Annotated in this window: 28 protein-coding genes; 10 read left to right on the forward strand and 18 right to left on the reverse strand. The window is 39.9% G+C overall.

Annotated features, from left to right (window positions below):
* Positions 1 to 284 precede the first annotated feature (284 nt).
* The 8 genes from QUB80_RS35190 to QUB80_RS04930 all read right to left on the reverse strand — a co-directional run bounded on the left by QUB80_RS35190 (position 285) and on the right by QUB80_RS04930 (position 6,691).
* On the reverse strand, positions 285 to 554 hold the full coding sequence (locus tag QUB80_RS35190) for a fluoride efflux transporter FluC (RefSeq protein ID WP_502875281.1): 270 nt from the start codon (positions 552 to 554) through the stop codon (positions 285 to 287).
* A 19-nt stretch (positions 555 to 573) separates the two neighbouring features.
* The gene (locus QUB80_RS35195; RefSeq protein ID WP_502875276.1) at positions 574 to 714 is read right to left on the reverse strand and encodes a CrcB protein; all 141 of its coding nucleotides are present in this window, start codon (positions 712 to 714) and stop codon (positions 574 to 576) included.
* Positions 715 to 722: 8 nt separating this feature from the next.
* Positions 723 to 2,366, reverse strand: a complete 1,644-nt coding sequence (locus QUB80_RS04905; RefSeq protein ID WP_289788370.1) for a cation:proton antiporter — start codon at positions 2,364 to 2,366, stop codon at positions 723 to 725.
* Positions 2,367 to 2,645: 279 nt separating this feature from the next.
* Entirely contained in the window at positions 2,646 to 3,731 is a 1,086-nt protein-coding gene (locus QUB80_RS04910; RefSeq protein WP_289788371.1) for an ATP-dependent 6-phosphofructokinase, read from the reverse strand.
* A gap of 210 nt (positions 3,732 to 3,941) precedes the next feature.
* Positions 3,942 to 4,658, reverse strand: coding sequence for a glutathione S-transferase family protein (locus QUB80_RS04915; protein WP_289788372.1), 717 nt, complete (start codon positions 4,656 to 4,658; stop codon positions 3,942 to 3,944).
* A gap of 32 nt (positions 4,659 to 4,690) precedes the next feature.
* The gene (locus QUB80_RS04920) at positions 4,691 to 5,116 is read right to left on the reverse strand and encodes an acyl-CoA thioesterase (protein ID WP_289788373.1); all 426 of its coding nucleotides are present in this window, start codon (positions 5,114 to 5,116) and stop codon (positions 4,691 to 4,693) included.
* A gap of 51 nt (positions 5,117 to 5,167) precedes the next feature.
* Complete coding sequence (locus tag QUB80_RS04925; RefSeq protein ID WP_289788374.1) at positions 5,168 to 5,905, reverse strand: SDR family oxidoreductase; 738 nt, start codon at positions 5,903 to 5,905, stop codon at positions 5,168 to 5,170.
* Between the two features lie 192 nt (positions 5,906 to 6,097).
* Positions 6,098 to 6,691, reverse strand: coding sequence for a TetR family transcriptional regulator C-terminal domain-containing protein (locus QUB80_RS04930; protein ID WP_289788375.1), 594 nt, complete (start codon positions 6,689 to 6,691; stop codon positions 6,098 to 6,100).
* A gap of 130 nt (positions 6,692 to 6,821) precedes the next feature.
* On the opposite strand from QUB80_RS04930, the gene QUB80_RS04935 reads away from it, so the two are divergent.
* A complete protein-coding gene (locus QUB80_RS04935) occupies positions 6,822 to 7,238 on the forward strand; it encodes a hypothetical protein (RefSeq protein ID WP_289788376.1) in 417 nt (138 codons plus the stop codon).
* Between the two features lie 262 nt (positions 7,239 to 7,500).
* Here QUB80_RS04935 and QUB80_RS04940 read toward each other — a convergent pair whose 3' ends face one another.
* Together QUB80_RS04940 and QUB80_RS04945 are read right to left on the reverse strand one after the other, a co-directional pair.
* A complete protein-coding gene (locus QUB80_RS04940) occupies positions 7,501 to 8,616 on the reverse strand; it encodes an ABC transporter ATP-binding protein (RefSeq protein WP_289788377.1) in 1,116 nt (371 codons plus the stop codon).
* Between the two features lie 154 nt (positions 8,617 to 8,770).
* A complete protein-coding gene (locus QUB80_RS04945) occupies positions 8,771 to 9,487 on the reverse strand; it encodes a GUN4 domain-containing protein (protein ID WP_289788378.1) in 717 nt (238 codons plus the stop codon).
* A gap of 547 nt (positions 9,488 to 10,034) precedes the next feature.
* On the opposite strand from QUB80_RS04945, the gene QUB80_RS04950 reads away from it, so the two are divergent.
* Complete coding sequence (locus tag QUB80_RS04950; protein WP_289788379.1) at positions 10,035 to 11,456, forward strand: NADP-dependent isocitrate dehydrogenase; 1,422 nt, start codon at positions 10,035 to 10,037, stop codon at positions 11,454 to 11,456.
* A 121-nt stretch (positions 11,457 to 11,577) separates the two neighbouring features.
* Here the strand turns inward: QUB80_RS04950 and QUB80_RS04955 are convergent, their stop codons facing one another.
* Together QUB80_RS04955 and QUB80_RS04960 are read right to left on the reverse strand one after the other, a co-directional pair.
* A complete protein-coding gene (locus tag QUB80_RS04955; protein ID WP_289788380.1) occupies positions 11,578 to 12,144 on the reverse strand; it encodes a DUF6658 family protein in 567 nt (188 codons plus the stop codon).
* Between the two features lie 124 nt (positions 12,145 to 12,268).
* Positions 12,269 to 12,802 carry a DUF6658 family protein gene (locus QUB80_RS04960; RefSeq protein WP_289788381.1) on the reverse strand — a complete coding sequence of 178 codons (534 nt, stop codon included), beginning with the start codon at positions 12,800 to 12,802 and terminating at the stop codon, positions 12,269 to 12,271.
* Between the two features lie 528 nt (positions 12,803 to 13,330).
* On the opposite strand from QUB80_RS04960, the gene QUB80_RS04965 reads away from it, so the two are divergent.
* Positions 13,331 to 14,245, forward strand: coding sequence for a lysylphosphatidylglycerol synthase domain-containing protein (locus QUB80_RS04965; protein WP_289788382.1), 915 nt, complete (start codon positions 13,331 to 13,333; stop codon positions 14,243 to 14,245).
* 256 nt (positions 14,246 to 14,501) lie between these two features.
* Here QUB80_RS04965 and QUB80_RS04970 read toward each other — a convergent pair whose 3' ends face one another.
* Complete coding sequence (locus tag QUB80_RS04970; protein ID WP_289788383.1) at positions 14,502 to 15,830, reverse strand: Sll1247 family protein; 1,329 nt, start codon at positions 15,828 to 15,830, stop codon at positions 14,502 to 14,504.
* A 570-nt stretch (positions 15,831 to 16,400) separates the two neighbouring features.
* Between QUB80_RS04970 and QUB80_RS04975 the strand changes: the two genes are divergently transcribed.
* The 3 genes from QUB80_RS04975 (at position 16,401) to QUB80_RS04985 (ending at position 18,110) form a co-directional block, all read left to right on the forward strand.
* Entirely contained in the window at positions 16,401 to 16,727 is a 327-nt protein-coding gene (locus tag QUB80_RS04975; protein ID WP_289788384.1) for a DUF6464 family protein, read from the forward strand.
* 422 nt (positions 16,728 to 17,149) lie between these two features.
* Entirely contained in the window at positions 17,150 to 17,596 is a 447-nt protein-coding gene (ybiA, locus tag QUB80_RS04980; protein ID WP_289788385.1) for a riboflavin biosynthesis intermediates N-glycosidase, read from the forward strand.
* Between the two features lie 232 nt (positions 17,597 to 17,828).
* Positions 17,829 to 18,110, forward strand: coding sequence for a hypothetical protein (locus tag QUB80_RS04985; RefSeq protein WP_289788386.1), 282 nt, complete (start codon positions 17,829 to 17,831; stop codon positions 18,108 to 18,110).
* Between the two features lie 56 nt (positions 18,111 to 18,166).
* Here the strand turns inward: QUB80_RS04985 and QUB80_RS04990 are convergent, their stop codons facing one another.
* Positions 18,167 to 18,835 carry a class I SAM-dependent methyltransferase gene (locus QUB80_RS04990; protein WP_289788387.1) on the reverse strand — a complete coding sequence of 223 codons (669 nt, stop codon included), beginning with the start codon at positions 18,833 to 18,835 and terminating at the stop codon, positions 18,167 to 18,169.
* A gap of 300 nt (positions 18,836 to 19,135) precedes the next feature.
* Here QUB80_RS04990 and QUB80_RS04995 point away from each other — a divergent pair, with 300 nt between their 5' ends.
* Positions 19,136 to 20,116 carry a tetratricopeptide repeat protein gene (locus tag QUB80_RS04995; protein ID WP_289788388.1) on the forward strand — a complete coding sequence of 327 codons (981 nt, stop codon included), beginning with the start codon at positions 19,136 to 19,138 and terminating at the stop codon, positions 20,114 to 20,116.
* 119 nt (positions 20,117 to 20,235) lie between these two features.
* Entirely contained in the window at positions 20,236 to 20,916 is a 681-nt protein-coding gene (locus tag QUB80_RS05000; RefSeq protein WP_289788389.1) for a uracil-DNA glycosylase, read from the forward strand.
* Between the two features lie 64 nt (positions 20,917 to 20,980).
* Here QUB80_RS05000 and purQ read toward each other — a convergent pair whose 3' ends face one another.
* Positions 20,981 to 21,655: a phosphoribosylformylglycinamidine synthase subunit PurQ gene (gene purQ / locus QUB80_RS05005; RefSeq protein ID WP_289788390.1), complete on the reverse strand. Its 675-nt coding sequence runs from the start codon at positions 21,653 to 21,655 to the stop codon at positions 20,981 to 20,983.
* A 155-nt stretch (positions 21,656 to 21,810) separates the two neighbouring features.
* Positions 21,811 to 22,089 carry a phosphoribosylformylglycinamidine synthase subunit PurS gene (gene purS, locus QUB80_RS05010; protein WP_289788391.1) on the reverse strand — a complete coding sequence of 93 codons (279 nt, stop codon included), beginning with the start codon at positions 22,087 to 22,089 and terminating at the stop codon, positions 21,811 to 21,813.
* A gap of 146 nt (positions 22,090 to 22,235) precedes the next feature.
* Between purS and QUB80_RS05015 the strand changes: the two genes are divergently transcribed.
* Positions 22,236 to 22,634, forward strand: coding sequence for a Fur family transcriptional regulator (locus tag QUB80_RS05015; RefSeq protein ID WP_289788392.1), 399 nt, complete (start codon positions 22,236 to 22,238; stop codon positions 22,632 to 22,634).
* A gap of 57 nt (positions 22,635 to 22,691) precedes the next feature.
* Here QUB80_RS05015 and QUB80_RS05020 read toward each other — a convergent pair whose 3' ends face one another.
* Positions 22,692 to 23,696: an SPFH domain-containing protein gene (locus tag QUB80_RS05020; RefSeq protein WP_289788393.1), complete on the reverse strand. Its 1,005-nt coding sequence runs from the start codon at positions 23,694 to 23,696 to the stop codon at positions 22,692 to 22,694.
* A gap of 99 nt (positions 23,697 to 23,795) precedes the next feature.
* On the reverse strand, positions 23,796 to 24,263 hold the full coding sequence (locus tag QUB80_RS05025; protein ID WP_289788394.1) for an NfeD family protein: 468 nt from the start codon (positions 24,261 to 24,263) through the stop codon (positions 23,796 to 23,798).
* Positions 24,264 to 24,495: 232 nt separating this feature from the next.
* On the opposite strand from QUB80_RS05025, the gene QUB80_RS05030 reads away from it, so the two are divergent.
* Positions 24,496 to 26,466 (forward strand): protein phosphatase 2C domain-containing protein, encoded by a 1,971-nt coding sequence (locus QUB80_RS05030; RefSeq protein WP_289788395.1) that lies wholly within the window; start codon positions 24,496 to 24,498, stop codon positions 26,464 to 26,466.
* Positions 26,467 to 26,495: the final 29 nt, after the last annotated feature.

Genomic DNA, 26,495 nt, shown 5'->3' on the forward strand with positions numbered 1-26,495 from the left:
ATTTCCTTTCTCAGCATATTAATTTAATTCTTATGGAAGCGATAGGATTTTTGACTGGAATGAAACTATCCTAATTTTTCTATATTTTGAAACAAGATAACTCAGAATTTCACATCGTGTTGCATGAAAGTTGCATCTAACTTTACAAGACAACAAATTATATGGAATTCTTATTCTCATATCATCACTCTCTAAAGCACTATCCTGTATTGCGTTTCTGATAGCCAGTGGAGTTCCTCGCACTGGCTTTTTTCTATGCTGTTATGATTTGAGAATGCTCGTGATTATCCCAAGCTATGTTTTGACTGAACTTTGATACGGATAAATTCAACTAAGGCATTCCCAAACAGGAGACTTATTAACCCCAATAAGGCACTGCTCAACCAGTAGAGCAAATCCATTTCAAAACTGTGTTGTTGAAGCAATTTGGCTAGATCTAACTCATAGGTTGAGAAGGTAGTGTAGGAACCTAAAAAGCCTGTGATGACTAATAATCTAACATCGGGATGAATTGCAATTAATCTTTCTAGTGACAATGTGGCAAACAAACCCATCACAAAACAACCACTGACGTTAATAATTTAGTGTGCTGTAAGGAAACCCGGTACCAAAAAGCTGGTTAATCCACAAACTTAAGTAATAACGCAAGAGCGCCCCAATAATTGCGCCGAGACTAATTGCAACAGGAGTACGAATTGCAGAATTTTGCAGCATGACAAGTCTTATTTACTATCTCGAACAGATATGCGCTCATCTTCAACTAAAATGACGGGAACGGGGCTTATTTCCAGTACTGCCTGGGATACAGAACCCACCAGCACCTCATCCCAAGGCTGATGCCCTCGCTTACCAATGACAATATCAGTAACTTCATAGTCTTGAGCCACACGGATAATTTCCTCTGGAATTGAGCCTGTAATAGCAATAAATTTATGGCGAATGTCTGCTAAAAGTCGTTGAGCTTTTTCTCGCAGATATTCTACTGCGTGAGGATCGTTGGTGCGAATAATATGTAATACAATCACTTCGGCATCACTACGACGGGCAAGATCGGCGGCTTTAATCAATACTTGACTAGCTAGAGGGGAGGTATCAACAGCAGCCAGTATGACAATACGACGAGCGATCGCTACCTTAGTTGGATCGACTTCACCCCGCTCTAGCAGTTTTGGTGCAAAGGTAGGAATAGCCCAGGCTCCCAAAGGCGCAGTCACCAGAATCGATAAGGCTGCAATTGCCAGAATTGTCTCTCCGCCCTGAATTCCCTGTGCTAAGGGAATTGCACCAATTGCCGCTTGAACGGTAGCTTTTGCAGAGTTGCCTGGTAGTAAAAATAACCGCTCTCGCCAGTTCCAGTTGCTGCCTAAGGTAGATAAATACCATCCTAGAGCACGTCCCATCAATGTCCCAACTACTATAATCAGCAATCCTGGAAGTAAAGTTTGTTCTAAAACTTGTAGTTGAATGCTTGCACCTAAAAGCACAAACAAAAAAATCTCTGCTACAATCCACAAGCTATCAAAACCTGAACGTAAGCGCCGTGCTAAAGGAGGATCGAGTTCAATCAAGAAAAACCCTGTTGCCATTACTGCTAGGTAGCCAGAGAAAAAAGGAAATTTTTCGGCTAAAACTACCAGTAACAAGGCAAAATTTGCTGTTACAAGAGTATCTTGTACTGAATTTTGAGTCCAGTTCTGCTTTGCTAGCAATACTACCAATAGCCGTGCTGTTACCAAACCGAGAATGACTCCTATCAGAATTTGGCAAATTATTTGCAGGGGAAGGAGTTGAATTGCACTCAAAGTAATGCCAAAAGGTAATGTGACTCCTCCATCTGCTTCTTGTGCTAGAAAGCTCAACAATAAGTTAAATACCAACAGTAGCAATACATCTGACAAAGCGCTGCCGGTAAGAATTGCATCAGGAATCCCCTTAGTAACTCCCCAACCCAAGCTTTTTAATCGCAGCATTGCTGGCACGATTACCGCAGGTGACTCTGCCCCAATAATACAACCCAGTAGCAATCCAGTTGGAAAGTCGAACTTGAAAATCCACATGGCAGCCAGGGCAATAAATACAGCTTCGCACGCCGCAGGTAAAAATCCTAATCGCAGTGCTACTGTTCCTTGCTGTAAGAGTTTTTCTCTATCTAACCCTAATCCAGCCTTCATCAAGATGATCATCACAGCGATCGCTCGCAATGGAGCTGATGCTGCCAGTACATCAGGGCTTATTGTATCAGTGACTTGTGGCCCCAGTATAATTCCAACCAAAACCATGCCAACAAGTGCGGGTGCTTTCAACCGTCGAGTTATTTGTCCGACAAAAAAACCTGCAAGTAAAATCCAAACAATGCTTTCTAACATCACGCAGCGACAAAATCATTAGTGGGCAGCGTGACTTGCAAATGGAAGTTAAAAGCAAATAGCCCCACTCTTCCATCGCAAGTCGGAAAAGTAGGAGCCATGTACTAGGTACTGGGTACTAGGTATTAGGTACTGGGAAAGAAACCCTTCCCAATCACGCCACCCTGCCCACGGAGTGGGGTTGGGGGGAAACCCCCGCACGCAGATCGCTCCCCAATCACTAGTCCCCAATTCCTAATTTCCCAATCTTCAGTCACGAGTACCTTGTTTCTTGAAAGCTTACTGCAAATCTCCCAAATAAATACCCAAACCACGGGCAGTTTTCACTAAAGTATCCTCTGGATTGACAGCTCTGTACTGAGCGATCGCTTCAGCAATGGGTACAGTCATCACCTGGCGATTTTGCCAGGTAACCATGTAGTCATATTTACCTTTTTCTATGAGATTTACTGCCGCTACACCAAAAGCAGCTGCCACTAACCGATCTAGTGGTGAAGCTGTTCCCCCCCTTTGGATGTGTCCTAACACTGTAACTCGCGTTTCTGCGCCAATACAATCACTAATTTGATCTGCTAGGTATTGACTAATACCACCATATCGGGATTGTCCTAAGCGATTTGTCATTGTGACAGTTTCGCCTTCTTGAGTACGAACAGCCTCGGAAACTATGATTAAACAATAGTTTTTGCCTTTGTCTTGTCGCTCTTTAATTTTCTCGCAAATGTGGTCAATCCTGTAGGGAATTTCTGGAATTAAAATCACATCTGCTCCTCCAGCAATTCCCGCAGCAATGGCAATGTGTCCTGCATCACGCCCCATCACTTCTAAAATGATGACTCGACTGTGAGAAGCAGCAGTAAAATGTAAGCGATCAAGTGCTTCTGTGGCTATATTAACTGCCGTATCAAAACCGATCGCGTGTTCGGTAATGCCAATATCGTTATCAATGGTTTTGGGAATAGCCACTAAATTAATGCCGCCTTGTTGTGCCAAGCGACGGAGAATAGCCAAGCTACCATCACCACCAATTCCAATCAAAGCATCTAAACCTAGTTGATGGTAACCTGCAATAATTTCTTCGGAGCGATCGCATACACTACCATCAGTCATAGGAAAAGCAAAAGGATCGCCTTTATTGGTGGTTCCTAACATTGTCCCACCAGAAGTTAATAGCGGATCTACTTGGTCGATTTCTAGTTTTGTGAATTGCGGTGGGCGTGCCATTAAGCCCAAAGTTGCTTGACGAATTCCTAGTACTTCCCAACCTTTTCCACAAGCACAGTGGACTACGGCTCTGATTACCGCATTCAAACCAGAGCAATCTCCTCCACTAGTAAGAATGCCTATTCGCTTACATTCTCCCATATGTTTTTTATATTTCAAACGTCGGCGTTGCACAATATATGATGCAACGTTGAGGGTGTAAATTAACCTAAGTTAGTAAATTAAAATATGGTTGGAGTAAAGGGGAAACTTTAGCGATCGCGGTAAAGACGTAGTACGTATGCTCCAGCAGGAGTTTCACGAAAGGCGCTAATTTCAGCTGCCATCTTGGGCGGCAAATCCTGTAAAGGACTAGGTTTCATTGGGTGTTGCGGTGGTGAGCCAGCGCGTTGGGCGGCTTTGCCGACTTGAAGCGACTGGCGAAAGGGTTCCCCGGCATAAAGGAGCCAGTGCGAAGGTGAGATCGGCTGCCGAAAAATTATTTCCAACTAAAAAGGTGCGTCCATCAGCCAACAGTTCATTAACTTTTGCAAAAATTCTACTAATTGTTTCGTAGGCTTGGACAGTAGCTTCTGGAGTTATATTCATTTTTTGACGAGCTATCGAGCTAGTTATGGGATAAACTAGCGGGAATAATATTCGTTCATAAAAAGGAACACCCTCACACCATCTTTTTTGCATAAATTTATAGTTATTCATAACATGAAAATAGCCCCAGCGTCGTGTAGCGGGGCCAAGCTGCTCATCAAATAAATCTTCCAATTCTTCTACTTGTTTACACAAAATTGAGTCTGTGGGATAAAGCTTGGTATTGGCATGAGCAATAGAATTCAGATATTTTAAAATAGTAGTTGAGTCAGTAAAAACATCCGATTTTGTTACTAGAACTGGAGTTGTTTTTCCGCCAACTCTACCTGTTGCCAACAGATGAAACGGTGGCGTATGTCTCTCTTCCACGTAAGGGAATTTCAGTTTGTCAAGTACCCAGCGTGCTTTTTCACAATAATGACTGACGGAAATCGTAATTAAACGAAATGATTTTGTTGAACTATCGATAGTCTGATTCATAGTTGTATTAATGAAATTAAATATTTTTAAACTTATTGATATTCACAATATTTCTTCTGTAATTCTTCTGGAATTGGAATGAGACGACCGTTTTGCAAATTAATAAAAGCACCCTTTTGCATTGCTATTGCTGCCAATTCGTGATTGGATAAAATTTCTGCTTTCACAGTCCATTTCATCTTGCCTAAATTACTCAACCACAAGCGTCCAATAACTTGATCAAATAGTTTGATTGGACGTTTATATTCAATTTCTGTTCCGGCAATTATGGGACAGCATCCTGCTTTTAAAGGTTGAGCAAGTGGTAAATGTTCATCTAAAAGTTTTATGCGTAAGTCTTCTAACCATCGAATGTAGACACTATTGTGAACAATACCAACAAAATCAATGTCGTATGTTCGTACAGGGATTACAAGTTCTATTTCTAATGGTCTGTGTAAACTGCGATCGCTCATCATAAAATGTTCCCTAATTTATCCAATTAATTACCAAAAATTTCTTCTGGCAATTTACCACTCAGTACTTCCCACGAAAATGGTAGCCCCACTCTCTAACTTGCGATCGCGGGCAGCATTGACAATTGCACGGGCAAAATCTTCAACATTGGGTAGACAACCTGCGGATTCGCGACGAGACTCTATCAGCTTTGGATCTTGGCGCTGCATTAGTTTCGGGGTAATAGTACCCTCAATCAAATCACCACTAACTACAACTAACTTTATTCCTTTGGTTGCCAGTTGTGGTATTTGCGCACGCAAAGCTTCCTCACCTGCTTTTTTACTCTTTGCTACTGTTTCATAAATTGGATAGACAGGCTTTTGATTATAAAAATGAGCTAAGTGGCTGGTGACGAAAACAATACGTCCACCTGCTGGCATGAGTGGTAAAAACATATCAACAGCACGCAACTGGGCAGTCAAGTTGAGCTGCATAGCATAGTCAGCAGCTTTATCTTTCTCCATTCCACCGCTAGCGTTGAGAATGAGGAGGTTCACTTTACCAAATTGCTTTTCTACTAAATTCATCATCTGCCTCATTTCGCTCTCGTTAGTCATGTCTGCTTGAGCAAGGAGGGCTTGGCAACCATTAGCACGAACAACATTGGCTACTTCAAGAGCACGATGACTTTTGCTGCGGTAGTTAATTACTACATCGGCTCCACCCTCAGCTAACATCCGGACAATACTTGCACCAATCCCTCGTGATGCTCCAGTTACCAGAGCTACTTGATTGCGAAAATCACTCATGACTTTGCTCCATTTACTAATATCAAACTTTTAAGACCAAACGGTCTGTTTTTTTCAAAAAAAAGAGGTTCAATATGCTTAATTAGGTAGGGCAAGAATAAAAGCAACCCGCGTCAAAAATTTAAAATGGCTGAAAATTTACCAATGACTAATGACAACTTAAACTAGTTAACTTTATTTGTACTAACCTACTTAAATTGATAATTGGGTTTCAATGTAATCATTTAAGTGCTTGATTAATCTTTCGATATGAATTGCATCTCCATATAACTTACTCATCATCACACCGCCTTCCAATGTAGCAATCATAATAGTTGCAACTTCATCGGCATCCACGGTTGGACGAATTTCACCTTTTGCAATTCCTTTTTGAATAATTCGGCAAATCATGTCGCGCCATGAATTCATTGCTTGTTGAGCACGATCGCGTAAAGCTGGATGAGCATCATCGCTCTCAATAGCTGTATTCAGTAGAGGACATCCTCCTTTAATCGGTGGATTTTCTATTAAGGTGTAGTATACATTAATGATTGCTTGTAAACGCTCAACAGCATGACGCTTGCTTCGCAAAGCAACTCTATGCAACTGTCTCATTTGAGCGATCGCATAATCAAAAGCCATGAGTGCCAATTCATCTTTGCTTTGAAAGTGGTTGTAGATACCTCCTTTCTGCAATCCTGTCACCTGCATGATGTCTGAAATAGACGAACCTGCATACCCCTGTTGATTAAACAGTTCGGCTGCTAACTGGAGAATTTTTTCTTTTGTTTGTTCGCCTTTCGACATCTAAATTTGTTTGCGACCGATTGGTCTGTATTAGCTTAACTTGATGGATAGTTTATAGTCAAGTCTTCTATGTGCTGTTTCCTGTTCCCCGTTCCCTCTTACTATATGAGTGCGATCGCGTTATACAATTGTGCAAAATATTGAGAAGAAATTCACAACAAATTCCCCACACCGCCAATTACGGCAAGAGGACACCATGACTCAGAACGGACGACAGGATAGACTTGACCGAATTGAGCGGATGCTGCAAACTCATGCTGAAATGCTTAATCAGTTGTCTCCGCTAATGACACAGGTGGCACAGATAGCCACTAGCACCGTTGAGAGCGTGGCTCGACATGATGAGATATTAGCTCGTCTTGCAGAACAATCTCTGCAAAATGCTGTGACTCTTAACAAATTAGAACAAAGTGTAGATCAGTTAGCCGAACTGGTAAAGACTTCTACCACTGAAACCATGCAGCTTGTGAGTGAGAATAATCAACAAATTCTCCGTATTTGGGAATACTTGATGAGTCAAAATAGTAACCTCCAGGGTGAAAAATAAGTGGAAAACAGAAAAGATTTCGGGTTGAGGCGATAGTGCGATGCATGGATAGCGACAAATGTGATTGCATGAGCCAGATGCAGTGCAGATCCGCCTGGCTTTGTTGCTACGGAAATTGAGTCATCCAAAATAAAGGAGAGCAGGGGAGGAACAGATGAGGGAGATAGGGAAGATGGGGACAAGTTTACTCTTATCACTTCCTCACCTCCCTTAACTCCTTGTCTCCTTGTCCTTTCCTTGTGCCTTATATTTATAATTCCAGCTAACTACTCACGTGCGGATACAACTTATCTCCAGTGGTAGTATCAAACACAAACAATTTACTTAAATCTAACTCTAACAACAAGCGATCGCCTGGGTGCGGATGCACATCTGCACCAGCTTGTACGTTTACCATTACCCCCGAACCAGGCAAAGCCGCACGAATTAAAGTCTCCCTTCCCAGTGGTTCCACCACCTTCACATCAACCACTAACTCTGCCAATTCTTCTGTTTGTGTTCTGTGTGATTCGTTAATTATATATATATGTTCCGGACGAATACCCAAATCAAACCCTTGCCCTTCCCGCAGATGCAACTTCTCTTTCATCTTTGCTGAAGCTAGTATATTTTGGCCATTGACATCAAAACCTTCAGCTACATATCTAGCAGGAAAAATATTCATCGGTGGGCTGCCCAAAAAAGTCGCCACCATGCGATTAGCAGGCTTGGCATAAATTGTTTGCGGCTCGCCAATCTGTTGAATTCGTCCCCTCTCTAGCACCACAATTTTATCAGCCAAAGTCATCGCTTCTACTTGATCGTGGGTGACGTAGATTGTAGTAACGCCTAAGTTTTGATGTAGTTCTTTTAACTCAGCTCGCGTATCATCTCGTAATTGAGCGTCTAAATTAGACAAAGGTTCATCTAATAAAAATACTTGTGGTTGACGGGCGATCGCTCTACCTAATGCTACTCGTTGTTGCTGTCCGCCAGAAAGTTGTTTGGGTTTGCGCTCTATTAAATGTTCTAGTGAAAGCGATCGCGCTACAGCCACCACCCTCTCTTTAATAATCTTGGGATCGACTTTGCGCATTCGTAACCCAAAGGCAATATTTTCTGCCACTGTCATGTGGGGGTACAAGGCATAGTTTTGAAACACCATCGCCACATCCCGTTGTCTTGCCGGGACATCATTCATCAACTCATCCCCGATGTAAAGTCTACCAGAGGTGGCAGTTTCTAAGCCGGCAATGGTTCGTAATATAGTAGATTTACCGCATCCTGAAGGCCCCACCAAAACCCAAAATTCACCATCAGGAATTTCAAAGCTAATATCCTCAATCGCGGTGACGTTGTTAAATTTACGCTTAATACTTTCTAGACGAACTTTGGCCATTGTTCGATTTTGGATTGGTGGGAGCGATCGCATTTTATCCTGAAATCAAGAAATTTAGCTTTTCTTTAATTTCATTCCAGTCATGCTATTAACTCCTCCCTTGTAAGTTCAGCATCCCGAAATATTTTGCCCAGCAGTCCTTTACCTAATAGTTTTATTTTGTCCAAGCCGGATGGGCAAATAAAGAAGCAATTACTCGCACTCCACGCAGTTGATTAGAAAGAGGTAAATGACCTTTGGGAGCATTTAAATCCCAGATAAATTCATTTGGATAGCGTGTCCAATTATTACCTTTTTTCCAACCGATTTTCGCCCAAAGATTATCCCAATTTTTTCCCAAACCCAACCAAATTTCTCGCTGTACTGAAAAGCCAAACTTGCCTTCAGAGTGGACTAACCACAAATTATTAATAGTTTGTAAGTCTGTAATTGGGAACTTATCTACTTCAGTAAAATATAGCCATTTGCGTTTTACAGCCTCAGTTCCAGCAACTTCACACATTTTTTGCAGAGTTATGCGATCGGCAGCTTGAAAATCCTGAGTTGCGAGTAAAGTTTGTAAGGGACGGTAATCAATCCCGCACTCTGATTTTAGAGGTACAACACCTTCAGGAAAATGAGTTTGCAGAAATTCTTTGGCTTGGGGTGAATCAGAGTTGTAAAGAGCTTGGTAGGCTTTGCCATCAACCCAAGTTGTGGTTAAGTCACGACGTTGCAGCAAAAATTCCATCAGGATATCTAATCCCCCATTATCCAAGACAGCTAGCTGCGGGATCAACTGTTGTTGGACTTGAATTGACCCAGCAATTAACTGGCGGCGCAGGGATTCGATGTCAGAAGAGGAGCCTGATACAATCATTGGGTCTGTCATGCTATTCTTGTGGAAACGCGATCGGTGAACAAGCAATTAACTAACAAATTTTGTGAACTGGTTAGTACTGATAGCGTAGAGTAGTTTACAGGAAATTGTCTGCGAAACCTACTCATTCATACTTGTGCTTTCATGAATTAAATTAATATGTGCAGCACCTAAAGACCTGATAAACTCTCGCAAAATATCCGTTTTGGTTCTACCTACAGCTTGGCAGTGGGTTTCTAATATTGCGAACTCTTGCTCGCTCACCCTGATGGTAATCTCTCTTTTATTCTTCATTGCTGCTATTTTGCTGTATATATCCAGAGTACACTAATTGCGCCTGCAAGCGATAAGATAGCATCCAGAGACTCTGCTAACTCCTGAAAAGAAATGCCCCGCTTTCTAACTTTATCAAAACGGGACAAGACAAATCTGCTAGCCTTCCAAACAAGGCAGTAAAGTTGGTTAGTAGTCACTAACCACTAACCACTATTCAGTAACATATTGAAGCTGAAAGCCCAAAGTCCATTGATGTCGCTGCGTCACAATCAGGAGTGTGTGAATGTACGAAAAAATTACCCCCCCCTCAACTGGATCAAAAATTACCTTCAACAACGGTGAGCCGATTGTTCCTGACAATCCAATTATCCCGTTTATTCGCGGCGACGGTACTGGTATTGATATTTGGCCTGCTACCCAAAAAGTGCTTGATGCTGCTGTGGAAGTGGCATACAAGGGCGAGCGGAAAATTAGCTGGTTTAAGGTTTACGCAGGTGATGAGGCTTGTGAATTATACGGAACTTATCAGTATTTACCACAGGATACCTTAACAGCAATTCAAGAATATGGTGTCGCCATCAAAGGGCCTTTGACAACTCCAATCGGCGGTGGCATTCGCTCACTTAATGTAGCTTTACGTCAAATTTTTGACCTTTATGCTTGCGTGCGTCCTTGTCGTTACTATGCAGGTACCCCTTCTCCTCATAAAAATCCAGAAAAACTTGATGTGATTGTTTATCGAGAAAATACGGAAGACATTTATTTGGGGATCGAGTGGCGACAAGGTAGCGAAATTGCCAACACCCTAATCGAATATCTCAACAAAGAACTCATTCCTGCTACACCAGAACACGGTAAAAAGCAAATTCCCCTAGATTCTGGTATTGGCATTAAACCCATTAGTAAATCAGGTTCTCAGCGTTTAGTACGGCGTGCCATCAAACACGCTTTGCAATTACCCAAGCACAAGCAAATGGTGACTTTAGTCCACAAGGGCAATATTATGAAGTATACCGAAGGCGCTTTCCGTGATTGGGGTTACGAACTGGCAACGAGCGAGTTTCGCGCTTCATGCGTTACAGAGCGAGAATCTTGGATTTTGAGCAACAAAGAAAAAAACCCCGATCTAACTCCACAAGCAAATGCACGGATGATTGATCCTGGGTTTGATGCCATGACTGAGGAGAAAAAAGCTCAAATTGTCAAGGAAGTGGAAACAGTTGTTAATGCAATTTGGGAAACGCACGGAAATAGCAAGTGGAAAGATAAGGTGATGGTAAACGATCGCATTGCTGATAGTATTTTCCAACAAATCCAAACCAGACCGGATGAATATTCTATCCTGGCGACAATGAATTTGAATGGTGATTACTTGTCTGATGCGGCAGCAGCAGTTGTTGGTGGATTAGGCATGGGGCCGGGTGCTAATATTGGCGATCAATGTGCCGTTTTTGAAGCTACCCACGGTACAGCACCAAAACATGCAGGGCTAGATCGAGTTAATCCTGGCTCGGTAATTTTATCTGGTGTGATGATGCTGGAGTATCTGGGATGGCAAGAAGCAGCAAACTTGGTTAAGAAAGGTTTAGGAGATGCGATCGCTAATCGGCAAGTTACTTATGACTTGGCAAGATTAATGGAACCACCAGTAGAACCCTTGAAGTGTTCTGAATTCGCTGAGGCGATTATCAAGCACTTTAGTTAAATCAAATAAAAGTCCTCAAACTTCGGTTGCAGATGTTCAGATCCCCGAATTTTTGAAAAAGTCGGGGATCTATAAAAAACAGACTTATTAACTACTTCAGTCAGCGTTTCTTCATTTGCTGTTAACTGCGAGGATTGCCAACTGTATCTCTACCAACTTCTTTTGCGTAGTTACCAGCATCCTGGATATTTTCCTTGATATTTTCCAGTCCTTTTCTAGCTCCTTTAGCAAAATCTTCAGCTGTTCCTTGAGCTTTTTCTCCTACATCTCCAGCTTTTTGTTGAATATTTCTGCCTAATCTTCCTGCATCGGAACCAATACGACTAGCAGCTTCACCTGGATTATTTGTTGATTTCTCTGATTGTAGTTGAGCAGAATTTTCCTTGAGAAACTCAGCTCTTGCTTTTGCTTGGCTAGCCCCTCCCTTGGATCTAGGATCTACATCACTAAAGTTATTCATCCCACCTTCAGGAGGATTGAGGACATTGTCACCTTTGGGAACGTATATTTCTGAATTCGGTCTAACATTAGGCTGGGAAGCTTGGCGGGGCTGTACACCATTTTGTCCAGGCAGTGTTGCACCAGCACTACCACAAGCCTGAGTAAAGAATAATAGAATTCCTGCTACAAAAACCATCAGAATTTGACGCAAGTTAACTTTCTTGATCCAAGCAATTACTTTGTTCATTATGCAACTCCTTGCAGTTATTTGACTAAGTTAAAAAATTTGGTAGCAATCAATTGGAGAATATTAGGTTTTCGGATTTATTAAGATAGTCCTTCAACCAAATATTTAAGAGTAGGAATGAATATTATCTATTCACTGCTGGATTCGGTTTTAATTCAGGTCTAGCACCAGCTTCGTCTGCCTTATCTTTCAAAAAGCCAGATGCTTCTTCAACTGCCTCTTTGACAGTCTCAAGTCTTCCTTTAACTCTTTCGCCTACATTTGATTCGTATTGAATCTGTCCACCAGGTTCAGGTTGCTGAAAATCTCTTTCAGATTTCAATGGCAATTCACCCTCTTTGTATGCTCTACCTACGGGGGTTTCTGCACCTGGGTAAAGCAGTTCTTCACTATTGGTGGTAGCAATTAGTTGTGTATTTAGCTGTGAACTAGCTTGATCACGTCCAGACTTGGACATTTTCAAATTTGTGTAACTGTCTCCACCATTTTTGTAGGGATTATTTGCGCCACCAGCTTGTACAGGTGGATTATTGGGATTTGCTGCGTTAGGGTAGGGTTTACTACAAGCAGTACCAACTATCAACAATAATCCTGCCAAAAATACAGTTAAAACTTGGCGAATTTGCAGTTTTTTTAAAAAAGCAGTTAAACTGTTCACCAATTCCTCCTTTATACTCCAAACAAGCTTCTGCACCGAATTCTATAAAATTCTGCCAAAATTTCTTGCTGGATTTAATTGATTAGAAGTAACAATCGATTTTTAAGAATACGTAGTAAAAAGGAACCTTTTCCTCTAGCCGAAGTCACATTCTTGTTTGTAAGAATATGTTCTGTATCTCTTACTTAAGAGAGATATAAGTTTCTATAATTAGCTTTTGCTTTTAGTTAGTGAATATTAAATTTTTAAATTTCTGTTATGGATAGACTAAATCAGTTGGCTAAAAAATCGACTAAAAGAGAAATAAGAGCAATCAACTCAAAAAATTAAAGTAACACTCAAACAGGAATTTTTAGTAGTTAATAGTTATTTTTGATAAGCTGTCTACGAGGCACTGATAGCTGCTACTAAATTATTATTAATGAGCTACAACAATACCACAAAAGGGAAATTTGGGAATTATTGCTGACATAACATATGATTTGAGGTGTTCAACTATAAGAGTAGCTGCTCAGTTAAATCACCACAATGATCAAGAAAATTTTACGCTGGCTAATTTTGGGTGGAACATTATTTTTTTTAGCAACAGCTTTAAAAAATAATTGGCAAGAAATTTCTGCTATTCACATTGATGCAGCAGGATGGGCAATTATCGCGATCGCTACGGGTGTAACTTTACTAGCACACACTTGGGCAGGTTGGATATGGACTTGGATTCTCAAAGATTTAAATCACTCAGTGCAGTCTTCCTCCTTCATCTATGTTTACTTAAAAACTAATATTGCTAAGTATTTACCTGGTAATGTTTGGCATTACTACGGGCGAATTATGGCAGCGAAAAATGCAAATGTTTCAGCTAGTGCAGCTACTCTGAGCGTATTATTAGAACCATTACTAATGGCAGCAGCAGCTTTGGTTATTGTCCTGCTGGGTGGTTTTGTAGTTACAGTTAATACTAGTTTAGCTGTACGAGTAGTGCAAATAATTGGTTTGGTTATAGTTCTTGGTGCAATCCATCCCCGTTTTTTGAACCCATTAATTCGCTTTTTACACCGATTGAAAACTAGAAAATCTCATACTGCTACTTCCGATGTCAATTTAGCCATGAAAAACTATCCACTCCAACCTTTGTTAGGAGAGATAGGTTTTTTAGGATTACGTGGTACAGGTTTTATTTTAATTTTATATGCTTTGGAGCCTTTGAATTGGAGTCAAATTCCTATATTGCTGGGGGCTTTCAGTTTCGCTTGGTTACTAGGGTTAGTTGTTCCAGGTGCGCCAGGTGGGTTAGGTGTGTTTGAAACAACAGCGATCGCACTATTACAAAATAATTTTCCTGCGGCAGTAGTAATAAGTGCAATGGGCGTATATCGATTGATGAGTATAGTAGCCGAAACTAGTGGTGCAGTCCTAGCTACCTTAGACGAACGCTTTTTTAAATAAACTAAAAATACAGATCCCCGACTTTTCTAAAAAGTCAGGGAGATTAGAGAGTGTTTCATTAGTCTTTTTTATTCTATAGGACTCATATTTGATTTTTGAAAAATACGTAGGGTGTGTTGTCGCGAAGCGTAACGCACCGTTTTCAAGGGTTAGGTACTAAAGTCATAGCACAACGACAGTTTTGCAGGAAGGAAACCTACACCGCAAACTATCTCCCCTACAAATATTTAATTTTTTCAATAATTAAACTGGATTCCTATATATCTAGCTTTAATTGAGAAAACACACGATAAGCATCTGGATTAAATTGAGATTTACAAGTATGCTGATGCTGCTTTTCTTCAACTTTAACCAAGTTATACTCAACATTTTCAGCATAGATAGCAAATGTGATACTAAAAATTTCAATAAAATTTATCAGCCACTTACATTCTGTTTCTGAATATTGTTCATAGTGATGAATTAAATGAGCTATACGAGCTTCTAGATGACTGCGAGAATTTGGAGAAATTAGAATAATTTTTAGTAAGACAATGACTAAAGTGAGTGGATGTCCTTGGGAAAGTAATAAAACAAATAAAGGTGAGGGTTCTTGAGTATTTTCTATTGTGAGATAATCAATAATTCGATTACAAGTTCTTAATAATAAATCTTTATCAATAATTTCTTCGTCATATTCTGATTTCCAATTTAATAGCCTATCTAATAGCTGTTGATTTAAAGTTTCTACAAAGTTTTGCTGGCGAACAGAATAAATGAGATATTTTTGTAAGCTTTTTTTAAAATTTCTAAAAGTTTGATTTTTAGTTTGTTTCAAAAATATATTAGCAATATTCTCATAACTAAATACACCTTTCTTGACAACAATCGCCTTGATTAAACGTAGTAATTCATCACCTAAAATACTTGGATTTTGGTAACGTGTCTTACCAGAATTATTAGACTGAGAACGAGCAATATACATTGCTAGCTCAAATTTATACTTATCTTTTAGTTGCTTTGAAGCTTTTCTTGCTGCTTCTTGTTGTTCTGGAGAATTATTATTATCAACAGATTGAGCTACTAATAAATAAGAAGTATAACGATTTCTCCAGTGAATTTTAGTTTTATCTTCATTCTTAAAGGCAAATAATTTAAGCTCCTGAAAATCCTTGCTTTTAATAAATCTTTTTAACCAGATTCGGTAAATATTATCTTGATTATAACTTTTAGCTTGCTGTTTGTTTGATTTATAATCAATAAAAATTTGAACTAATTCTTGGATATGTTTATATTTTCTATTATTTTCCCAATTATTCACTAATATGTAACAACAACGTTTTAGAGTATGATGAAAGTCTTGCTCATTATCTATAAGATACAAAAGTCTATATATTCCTGGTGCAGAATCTAAACTTACTGAATCAAAATTTTCTATAAATAAACGCTTAAATTCTCGCAAAACATCTTCAGGAGACCATACTTTTACAATTTCAATCAGAAAAATGTAAATTTTCTCCTGTATAACTTGTATATCTATATTCTTTACTTTTTCTTTAAAAAAAGGCTGTTCTGTATGAGTAATTGGTAAACTATTTGCCGTCATTATTACTTAAAAGTTTTAAAGGTAGCGTAGTTACATTTTTATTAGCTTAACTCTGCTCAAAAAGAGTATCAATCGACTCTTGAATAATTAAACTTTTTCTTCATCAAAGATTGATATACAGATTTATATATTGAAATAGATAAAGTATTTGATTGATTGAGTCTAAGTATAAAGTTAGCTTTGTAGTGTCAAAAATCACTATAGTCTTTAATTCCTTGATTCACATCTTGTACACCTAAGCTCACAAACCGTTGCTACTAGGTTCAACCTAATAATAAGAATTAGAGCCTCTGGCTCTCCATATTGAGGATTAAACGTTTAGATGAAGTTGCATGAATACAGATAAGTATTACTTTTTGGCACAGTAGTAAACAAATCTTAAATTACTAAACATATGTCCGAAACTCCCTATTTGGGCTGTAACGGTTATGCTGAATCTAAGTGGTAACAGGCATATGTTTGTTTTGCCTTGACTCCACACTGTAGTAGCAAAACTACCATTGAGATTGCACTCTCGTAAGAGAATGCAACACCAGCGAGGATTAAGTGCATAAAAGAGGTAAACAGAAGGTGTTAAAGACACTTTTGGTAATTGCCATTGGTTTCTTGCCGTCTCTATTCTCTCTGTGGTTGATGCGTAAAACCCGGAATAGAACACGTTTGCTGCTTAGACGTACTGCTGTGGCTTTACCTATGGAGCAGCTTCGGATCAATACCAGAACAGATGAGGGCGATCGCTATTATTTAGAAGGAGTGGGTTATTTGATAGGTGATATTAGCTGTCGATATAATGCTCGTTCTGGATATTTGCGCTGCGCTGTTAATCCTGATGGGCCATGTGAGAATTGCCGTTATTATGAACCTAGAGACTTCAAAAGCATTGACAAAAACTCTTAAACAGTCTTTTATCCTTAGCGTCGTTCTCACAAGAGAGTTTAGGAGAAGTTGTGGTTACAAACAGTTTACTTTTCTGTTGACTGACAGTCTTTTAATATCACACGATTTAGCTGCGTTACGCCACTACGTCATCTTCAATTGATTTTGGTTAAGCAGCTTATTAAAGTTTTTCATAGTCATCTTCTGCTAGCAGTAATTCTTATACTCATATTTACAAAATTAGTAGTTTCACAGAAGCTATATATTAAATTAACAAATAATATATCTAAATATATTCTATGGGTTGATAGATAAATTTTATAAATATAGCTAAATTAATGTTAGACAGCAAAATATGACTATAGCAATCCTAAATTATTTATAAATAATTTCTCTTCTCTGACCTCATGAGATAATTTCCAACTCAAATAGGACTACTAGATATGACAATCTATTTTTATAACACTCGCGAACAATATGGCTGTTTCTCGAATTTCTCATACCACGGCTTCGAGTTAGATAATTTATATTGGCATACTAGCGAACACTATTTTCAAGCTCAAAAGTTTATTGGTACACCTCATTTAGAAGAAATTCGTCTCATAAAAACACCAAAGGATGCGGCAAGAATGGGACGAGATCGTAAACGCCCTTTGCGTACAGATTGGGAACAAGTCAAAGACGATATTATGCGCAAAGCAGTGTTACGCAAGTTTGAAATCCATACTGATATTCAAAAAATTTTACTTTCTACAGGTGATGAAGAAATTATAGAAAATTCTCCAATTGATGATTATTGGGGTTGTGGTGCTGATGGTAGTGGTAAAAATATGTTAGGAATCATTTTAATGGAAGTTCGAGAAATATTACGTGAGCACTCACCGCAATAAGATGTTGAAATCAGTGGAATTTTATTAAATAGTATTTCTAAAATATTCTTTAACAATAGAGTTTAAATTTTAATTATATTTTGTGAGACGAAGACAAGACTTTAGCCTCCAGGTACTTAGAGATAATGCATACCAATTAGTTTTTACATAAAATCTAAAATCAAGCAGATATCAAAGACAGAAACAGATAGTTTAAAGTATGATTTTTAGTAGAATTTAGATTAACAAATTTATGAAGTATTACAAATGGTTTTGGGATGAACCCTTAGGCGGAGAATTTGATGCTTGGGGTACTAGTACTTACTTTTTTGAAATTCGTGAGGATCTATATGCAGCTAGGCAGATAGAAGTGTATGAGAATGGCAATGTATTATTTTACGACCAAACTCATTTTTGGGATGATTATGGAATGCTTTGCGATAAACCAATAGGTAAAGAGGAGATGCAAGAGTTTGAAATTACAAAAGCAGAATTTGAAGATGTTTGGCAGACAAAAATACCAACGAATAGATAAATGAAAGTTGACTTAAATTAAGTAGTTAATTGCTATTAACTATTAACCTTTATCAGTCAGTTATCGCAATTCCAATTTCTTTTGGCTGTCCAGTGACGATCGCTTGATTGATAAACTTCCACTCCTTGCAAGTCTACCAGAGAAATCAACTGTTTTACTTCATCTAAAGTCAATGCAGCTTTGAGAGAATCGCGGAATAATTTTTTTTGATTCTCGTTGTATTCTCTACCAACACTATCAACCAAAGCATTCATTCTGGCTTCATCAGCAGGGCGAAATAAATCACGTAGAAAGATTCCGCCGTTAGGTTTGAGTACGCGCTTGATTTCCGAAAAAAAGGACAAAGGATCAGGTAAATGGTGGATAAGACTATTTGACATAACCAGATCAAATTGTCCATCCGCATAAGGTAAATGTTTGGCATCCACCAACTCCAGATGAATTTGCGATTGTAATCTAGCCTGCTCGATGTGGTGAGAGGCAATTTCCAGCATACTTTTAGCCAAGTCAATAGCGATAATTTGCCATTGCGATCGCATCTGACCCATTAAAATTGGAATACGCCCCGTTCCGGTACCAGCATCTAATACTAAAGCATTTTCTAGTGGGGCAAGGGCGATCGCTTCTTCGGCAAAGGCAGTATTTACCTCAGTGAAGTCCATCTCATCATACTCAATGGCTTCTTCGAGGCAATCCATTACTTCTGGTTCTAAAACTCTTTCCATTGTTGGTTTGTTAGTCAATAGTCACTGGCACGTCTGTACGTCTGTACATTTGTGAGTGGTTAGTGGTAGTCATTAGTCATATTTATTCTCCTTCTCCCTTGTCCCCTTGTCTTTCCCTCTATCTCTCTGTGGTAGATGAAAGATACATCCAATTTCTAGGGAAGACTAAATATATATCACCAAAATTAATTAGGCAAAGGTGGATTTTATCCTAGCCCGAAAAACCCACTTCCTTGGCAACTACTTAGAAAACTACCTCAAACACAGCAAACGCGTTACAATTAGCCAAAATTTTAAAGAATGTTCACAAGCAGCACTCCAAATCCACAGGAGCAAAACGATTGTAAATTGGAAGCATCGAGGCTATGGCAACAAGCCACTCAACAGCAACAAGCGGGTGAATTATCTGCTGCTTTGAAGTCTTTACAACAGTCATTGGTGTTATTTCAGACAGTTGGAGATTGTCACAAACAAGCACAAGTAATTTGTTGTTTAGCTTTGGTTACATACAATTTAAGAGACTACGAGAATGCAATTTCTTACTCTCACCAGTGTTTATCTCTAGCACAAGATATAAAAGACTTACAGATGCAGGTGCAGGCTTTGTCCCATTTAGGTAATGCCTATCGTCATTTAGGAGACAATCATAAAGCTATCGAATCTTTACGAGTATGTTTAGAGATTGCCCAAAAGTTGCAAGATGAGCGAAGTCAAATAGCAACACTAAACAACCTGGGATTAGTTTATAAAGCTTTGAACGACATACCCCAGACTATAGAATTGCAACAGCAAAGCCTAGAAATTATACGACAAATCCAAGATCATTGGGGCGAGGAGCAAGTGCTAAAGAATCTAGGCAATTGTTTTTATGCTTTTGGGTATTATGCAAAGGCAATCGATTACTATGAGCAGTGTCTGATAATAGCGCGTTCCTTAAATCGCAGCCGCAGCGCCATTCAGCTACTTAAAAATTTAGGTAATGCTTGCCATGCGATCGGCGAATATAGCAAAGCAATTACATATCATGAGGAACGTTTGCTACTAGCTCAACAAATCCAGGACATACGTACTCAAGAACAATGTTTAGACAGTTTAGGAATTACTTGTGAAACCTTGGGAGATTATGCCAAAGCAATAATTTATTATGAAAAACGTTTAGAGTTAGCGAGAAGTCTTAATCGCCGTAGCAGCGAGCAACAAATTCTTGCTAGTCTCAGGGTAGCTTGCTACGCCTTAGGAGATTATGTCAAAGCAATGGAATACCAACAGCAGATTAAGTAGAAATATCACTATTAACAGACATAATACTCAGTGCTGCTTGTTATAACATAACTTTATTGCAATCTAAATCTTTAATTTAGATTTAACAGCTGGCGCTTACATTTAGTATTTAAAGTTTCATGAGTAGCGAACAACAACTAAGCCTTTTTGAAGAACCCAATTCCGAGCAAAAAGAACTGATTCCCACTGACAGCAAAATCCCGATTCCCTCTGGTACCTATGGCAATATGGCGGAATTGGCACAGCATTGCAACCGGTGTCATCGCTGTGAATTAGGAAACACTCGTACTCATGCCGTTGTCGGTAGGGGCAACCTTGAAGCACAAATTATGGTTATAGGAGAAGCACCAGGACAAAACGAAGATGAAACAGGGTTACCATTTGTCGGGCGAGCAGGACAACTTTTAGAAAAAATCTTGGCTTCTGTAAAACTGGACACAGAAAAAGATGTATACATATGCAATATAAACAAATGTCGTCCCCCGAATAACCGAGTTCCTACAAACGAAGAGATAGAGGCTTGCAAACCTTATTTGTTAGAACAAATTCGCCTAGTTGCTCCCAAAATTATTTTGTTGACGGGTGCAACTGCCGTCAAAGGATTACTTGGTGATAAGCGAGGAATTACCAAGATTCGTGGAACTTGGATGGAGTGGGAAGGGCATTTGTGTATGCCAATTTTTCACCCTTCTTATTTGTTGCGTAATCCTTCTCGCGAAGTTAATAGCCCCAAATGGTTAATGTGGCAAGATATTCAAGCTGTACGTGCCAAGTATGATGAACTTTGCCAAAGCAGCTAACAATTTACTGTTTTGAGAGTTGGATACCGCTCTTGAGCTTGGGTAACAAGAGCGGAGTTTTTACTTAAACTAATGCTATAACTTTCTCTACTAAGCCAGCAAACAACTTCAATCCATCCGTATTGCCTAGCGCTGAATCTGCTGCTCTTTCTGGATGCGGCATCATTCCCAACACGTTGCCCTCAGAATTGCAAATCCCGGCAATGTTTCTCACTGAACCATTGGGGTTCTCTTGGGTGTAGCGGAAGACAACTTGACCGTTATCTTCAAGTTTTGATACAGTCACCTTATCAGCGTAGAATCTTCCTTCCCCGTGAGCAATGGGCAGTTGAATGACTTCACCAGCAGAATAAGTTTTTGTCCAAGGTAAATCGTTACGCTCAACTTTGAGGAGAACGCGATCGCAGATAAAATGCAAATCTCGATTTCTTGCTAATACTCCTGGCAGAAGCCCAGCTTCAGTTAATACCTGAAAGCCATTACAAATACCAAGAACAAATTTACCCTTTTGAGCGTGTTCGATTACCTGCTGCATTACGGGCGAAAATCGAGCGATCGCACCACAACGCAAATAATCTCCATAGCTAAAACCACCAGGGATAATTACTACATCCAAATCGGCAATATCCGTTTCTTGATGCCAAACCATCCGAGTTGGTTGTCCCAGTAAATCTCTGGTAACGTAAGCAACATCGCGATCGCAATTAGAACCTGGAAAAACAACAACACCGAATTTCATTTTTGGTTAAGAGTTAGTGGTTAAGTAGGGTATAGGTGATTGGGGATTGGGGATTGGGGATCGGGGATTGGGTATTGGATATAGCCCCTGAAGCTCCTCTGCTCCTCGGCTCTTGGTGCTTGTTTCCCTGTTCCCCCAACCCTATCCCCTATCCCTTAATACACTCCCGTCTGGGATTCCACCTCAATCAAATCAAACTTATAATTTTCGATTACCGGATTTGCTAACATTTGGTCACATATCTGATTTAAATCTTTACGAGCGGAAGTTTCATCAGGTGAAATAATATTTAATTCAATGTACTTACCAATCCGCACTTGTTCGACATTATTGTATCCCAACTGTTTCAGCCCAGATTGTACCGCCACTCCAGCAGGATCTAAAACTGAAGGACGAAGGGTAACTAAAATTTTGGCTCGATACTTCCTTTGCACTGACTTTTACTGAACACTGCGATCGCTATACTATATCTTTCTGTTGCTACTGAGCGACAATAATATTACAGAGCCATTAGCCTTAAGCTATAAGCTTACCTAAAATATACAATCTGAACGAAATTAACGTTCTGTCTAAAATTGCTATGAAATCCGTGCACACCCGCTCTCAAGAGCGTATTCTTAACCTTCTCAAAACCCTCAAACAAGGCATTTCTGCCCAAGATATTTACGTGGAATTACGTAATCGCAATCAAAGCATGGGTTTGGCAACTGTTTACCGCTCTTTAGAAGCTTTAAAGCTGGAAGGCTTGGTGCAAATGCGGACATTAGCTAACGGCGAAGCTCTCTACAGTTTAGTACAGCAAGACAAACACCACCTTACCTGTTTGCAATGTGGCACTTCTATTCCAATTTATCAATGTCCAGTCCATGAACTAGAAGTACAATTACAAACTAGTCATAATTTTAAGATTTTTTATCACACCTTAGAGTTTTTTGGTTTGTGCAATCAATGTCAAATAGATCAAGCTAGTGTGGAGTAGGGGGATCAATCAGTTAACAGTTAACAGTGAAAAAACTGATAACTGATAACTGATACCTTAACCCAGACGGTTGTTATTTCCTGGGGAGATTTGGTTGTCTAATATAGGGTGATCTGTGGGAACATCTGAAACTATAGAGCGTATACCTTCCAAAGTAGCGGGAATAGTGCGCGGATCCATAAACATCACTTTACTGCTATCGCTCTTACCAATAGTCGCGCCCATATCTAGATAACCCAATGCCAACAAAATTTCTAAAGCTTGCTGGGCGCTAGGACTAGTTTTGATTTTTTGGGCAATAATATCGGCAGATTCGGCAATTGCTTGAGCTTTAAGAACTTGCTGTTGACGCTCGGCTTGGGCTTTAAGAACTAGGGCTTTTTGTTGAGCCTCTGCTTCCAAAATGACTGCTTTTTGATGTGCTTCTGCTTCTAGAACTTGGGCTTCTGCTTTGCCTCTAGCACTATTAACAGCAGATTCTCGTTCGCCCTCAGAAGTTAGAATCGCTGCCCGCTTGCGACGCTCTGCTGACATTTGCAATTCCATTGATTGCTGCACTTCCTGAGATGGAAGAATATCCCGCAATTCTACCCGCGTCACTTTCACTCCCCAAGGATCGGTAGCAACATCCAAATCCCGTAATAGAAGTTCATTTACTTCCGAACGTGCGGTAAAGGTTTCATCTAGCTCCAGTTTGCCCATTTCAGCGCGGATTTGCGTCATCACCAAATTCACCATCGCCGCTTGGAGATTTTCTACTTTATAGTAAGCTTTCTCCATGTCAACGATGCGCCAATACACCACTGCATCAACAACGATTTTGACGTTATCGCGGGTTATACATTGTTGTGGTGGAATATCTAGAACTTTCTCGCGGATTGTCTCACGGTAAACGATTCGATCAATAAAAGGAACAACAAAGTTCAGCCCTGGTTCTAACTTTTTGTCAAAGCTACCTAAGCGTTCTACTAAAGCTTCATTGCCTTGATTGACTACTTTCACAGAACCCGCAACAGCAGAACCGCCCAAAATTACACTAATTAGGAATAATATACCTTCCATAAATTTATCCCTGGAATTTTTAAGTAGTAAATAAGCTGGAAACAACTATTTATAAATGGTTTTAAGCAGATAAAATCTTGCTTGCAAATGTTTGTGGTGTTAATCAATACCGGAGATTGAAGAATATTCTGGCATCACAATTAAAGTTGTACCTTCGCGCCTGACTACATAAACTCGTTGGTGGGATGCGATCGCCAATTGATCGTCAAAACATTGGGCGCGCCAAGAATTGCCTTCGTATAGCACTCGCCCTGTTTTCCCGGCTGGTATCTCTGTTAAAGTTTCGCCCATAACAGCATCCTGAATTTTTGATTTTGCTCGCCGTGGTTTCACAAACCGACGGCAAAGCAAAATTAACACCACAGAAAGTAATAGCCAAACCACCACTTGCAGCCATAACTTCCCTAAAATCACCCCAGAGAGTAACGCTACTACAAAGGCGCTAATTCCCATCATGAAAGCGACAGAAGCCGTTGGTAGCAACAGTTCCATTAAACATAAACCTGCTCCTAGCATGAGCCAGATTATGGTAGAACTGGATATTGATGTTGCAGTATAAATTGGCATAGCGCCATCCTAGACACTACATTTGCGTAAATGTATTTATGTTTTCAAATACAGACATACACTAACTATTTCCAGAAATTGGAAGCTAGAATTTTTACGTAAGTTTTGGTTAATTTAAGTAACCAGTGTTGAATCGAAAACAGTTAAATCCAGTCTAATCTAACCCTTTAGTCTTTGACAGCTAGATTTAATCGAACTTCACCTATCCATTTGTTCGGATATTTACACCTGCATGATTTCTACCCAGCAGTTAATTTATTGTCCAAATCCCATCTGTGCTAACCCCATCAATCCTGTAGACAATAGTCTTTGTGCAAGTTGTCAAACTCCATTGATTAAGCGCTATCTCTGGGCAGTTGGCGAATTTCCAACCAAAATTTCACCTGGAGAAATGGTGGCTCAAAGGTATGAGGTAATTGCACCTCAAATCTGGCTAGATACTCAACCGGGAAAATTACCAGACATCCCTGAAGAAATATCAGATGAAATTATTCCTTATCTGCGCTTATATCCACATCGGTTGCACTTACCGCAAGTCTATGGATTTGTTCGCTCCCCAGCACAAGACGGAGTTGATATTCTCTTGCTGGAAAATGTGCCTGTAGATGAGGTGGGAAATCTCTACCCGGCGATCGCTTCTGCATGGCAGCAAGTAACAGCAATCAGACAAGTTTACTGGCTATGGCAAATTTTACAACTATGGACGCCTTTATCAGAATTGGGAGTTGCAGCCAGTTTACTGAAACCAGACAATATACGAGTGCAAGGTTGGTGTGTGCGGCTGTTGCAACTTCAGCATTCAACAACAAAGAAACCCAGTTTACAGAATTTGGCAGAGTGTTGGCAACCTTGGGTAAATATTGCCAAAACTCCAGTCGCAGCAGGGTTGGAGAAAATAGTCAGACAAATGGCTAATCCTGACGCCGATTTAGTGGCAATTTCTACTCAACTCAATACTTTTTTACTAGCATCTGCTGTCCAATTACCCTTAACTATAAAAATGGCTGGTGCAACTGATATTGGCTCGCAAGAACTGATGCAAAATGAAGATTCTTGTTTTCCCACTGCCAATGATTCAATAGAAGATCCTTTACTCCTACAAGCAGCAATTATTTGTGATGGTATTGGTGGACATGAAGGCGGTGAAGTCGCAAGTCTTTTAGCAATGCAATCTTTAAAATTGCAAATCCGCGCTTTACTCAAAGATATCGCTGAACAGACCGAAATTGTACCACCCGATGTTGTGCAAAAACAATTAGAAGCTAGTTTGCGAGTTGTAAATAACGTAATTTGCAACTGTAATAACGAGCAAAAGCGCGGAGGTACTCAACGCATGGCTACAACTGCTGTCATGGCAGTGCAAGTGCCGCAAAATATCCCCAATGCTTCTGGATTGCAGTCAGAGAATGCCCATGAACTTTACTTAACGAGCATCGGTGATAGCCGTGCTTACTGGATTACTTACAACTACTGTCAATTACTTACAGTCGATGATGATGTAGTAGCACGAGAAGTAAGCAATGTTCGCAGTTTTTATCACAAAGCGCTACAACGCCCAGATGCTGCTGCCCTCACTCAAGCATTGGGGACAAAAGATGGAGAATTTCTTCACCTTTGGATGCAACGTTTGATTGTTGAAGAAGACGGCATATTGCTATTGTGTTCTGATGGCTTCAGTGACAATAACTTGGTAGAACAGTCTTGGCGAGAGTATGCTGTACCAGCGTTAACAGGTGAATTTTCCCTAGAAGACGCTCTCTACTCTTGGATGAAACTAGCTAGTGAGAAAAATGGTCACGATAATATATCACTGGTTTTGATTCAATACCGTGTTTCTCCAGATTATCCGGTTCTGGTTACTAAGACGCGATCGCAAATCGAAGTTGTCGAACAAAAGCAAGTAGAAATCGTCACAGAAACACAACTAGAAGCAGCACAAGAACCCGAATTAGCAGAAAGTTCTCAGTTCCTCTTGGATTTAGAAATTTCGGAACCTGCCAAAGCCACAGCAACCCAAACCCCTACCAAAGGTAAATCTCCTCAGTATAAAGCAAAGTTGAGGCTCATAGGATTTTTGGTTGTATTGCTAGGAGGAACAACAGCAGGATTTTATGCTTGGTGGCGATTTCAACCGCAATCGTTCCTGCAAACGTGCCGACAACTTCCTCAAATAGTGCGGCAATTTTGTATGCCTCAAAAATAGGTTTGATATTGATTCTCAATTGAATTAAA

The organism is Chlorogloeopsis sp. ULAP01 (assembly GCF_030381805.1).
GTDB lineage: Bacteria > Cyanobacteriota > Cyanobacteriia > Cyanobacteriales > Nostocaceae > Chlorogloeopsis.

Bases quoted from the DNA above. Each gene is read 5' to 3' on its own strand.
- QUB80_RS35190 (WP_502875281.1), bottom strand. From the start codon at position 554: ATGGGTTTGTTTGCCACATTGTCACTAGAAAGATTAATTGCAATTCAT.
- QUB80_RS35195 (WP_502875276.1), bottom strand. From the start codon at position 714: ATGCTGCAAAATTCTGCAATTCGTACTCCTGTTGCAATTAGTCTCGGC.
- QUB80_RS04905 (WP_289788370.1), bottom strand. From the start codon at position 2,366: ATGTTAGAAAGCATTGTTTGGATTTTACTTGCAGGTTTTTTTGTCGGA.
- QUB80_RS04910 (WP_289788371.1), bottom strand. From the start codon at position 3,731: ATGGGAGAATGTAAGCGAATAGGCATTCTTACTAGTGGAGGAGATTGC.
- QUB80_RS04915 (WP_289788372.1), bottom strand. From the start codon at position 4,658: ATGAATCAGACTATCGATAGTTCAACAAAATCATTTCGTTTAATTACG.
- QUB80_RS04920 (WP_289788373.1), bottom strand. From the start codon at position 5,116: ATGATGAGCGATCGCAGTTTACACAGACCATTAGAAATAGAACTTGTA.
- QUB80_RS04925 (WP_289788374.1), bottom strand. From the start codon at position 5,905: ATGAGTGATTTTCGCAATCAAGTAGCTCTGGTAACTGGAGCATCACGA.
- QUB80_RS04930 (WP_289788375.1), bottom strand. From the start codon at position 6,691: ATGTCGAAAGGCGAACAAACAAAAGAAAAAATTCTCCAGTTAGCAGCC.
- QUB80_RS04940 (WP_289788377.1), bottom strand. From the start codon at position 8,616: ATGGCCAAAGTTCGTCTAGAAAGTATTAAGCGTAAATTTAACAACGTC.
- QUB80_RS04945 (WP_289788378.1), bottom strand. From the start codon at position 9,487: ATGACAGACCCAATGATTGTATCAGGCTCCTCTTCTGACATCGAATCC.
- QUB80_RS04950 (WP_289788379.1), top strand. From the start codon at position 10,035: ATGTACGAAAAAATTACCCCCCCCTCAACTGGATCAAAAATTACCTTC.
- QUB80_RS04955 (WP_289788380.1), bottom strand. From the start codon at position 12,144: ATGAACAAAGTAATTGCTTGGATCAAGAAAGTTAACTTGCGTCAAATT.
- QUB80_RS04965 (WP_289788382.1), top strand. From the start codon at position 13,331: ATGATCAAGAAAATTTTACGCTGGCTAATTTTGGGTGGAACATTATTT.
- QUB80_RS04970 (WP_289788383.1), bottom strand. From the start codon at position 15,830: ATGACGGCAAATAGTTTACCAATTACTCATACAGAACAGCCTTTTTTT.
- ybiA (WP_289788385.1), top strand. From the start codon at position 17,150: ATGACAATCTATTTTTATAACACTCGCGAACAATATGGCTGTTTCTCG.
- QUB80_RS04985 (WP_289788386.1), top strand. From the start codon at position 17,829: ATGAAGTATTACAAATGGTTTTGGGATGAACCCTTAGGCGGAGAATTT.
- QUB80_RS04990 (WP_289788387.1), bottom strand. From the start codon at position 18,835: ATGGAAAGAGTTTTAGAACCAGAAGTAATGGATTGCCTCGAAGAAGCC.
- QUB80_RS04995 (WP_289788388.1), top strand. From the start codon at position 19,136: ATGTTCACAAGCAGCACTCCAAATCCACAGGAGCAAAACGATTGTAAA.
- QUB80_RS05000 (WP_289788389.1), top strand. From the start codon at position 20,236: ATGAGTAGCGAACAACAACTAAGCCTTTTTGAAGAACCCAATTCCGAG.
- purQ (WP_289788390.1), bottom strand. From the start codon at position 21,655: ATGAAATTCGGTGTTGTTGTTTTTCCAGGTTCTAATTGCGATCGCGAT.
- QUB80_RS05015 (WP_289788392.1), top strand. From the start codon at position 22,236: ATGAAATCCGTGCACACCCGCTCTCAAGAGCGTATTCTTAACCTTCTC.
- QUB80_RS05020 (WP_289788393.1), bottom strand. From the start codon at position 23,696: ATGGAAGGTATATTATTCCTAATTAGTGTAATTTTGGGCGGTTCTGCT.
- QUB80_RS05025 (WP_289788394.1), bottom strand. From the start codon at position 24,263: ATGCCAATTTATACTGCAACATCAATATCCAGTTCTACCATAATCTGG.
- QUB80_RS05030 (WP_289788395.1), top strand. From the start codon at position 24,496: ATGATTTCTACCCAGCAGTTAATTTATTGTCCAAATCCCATCTGTGCT.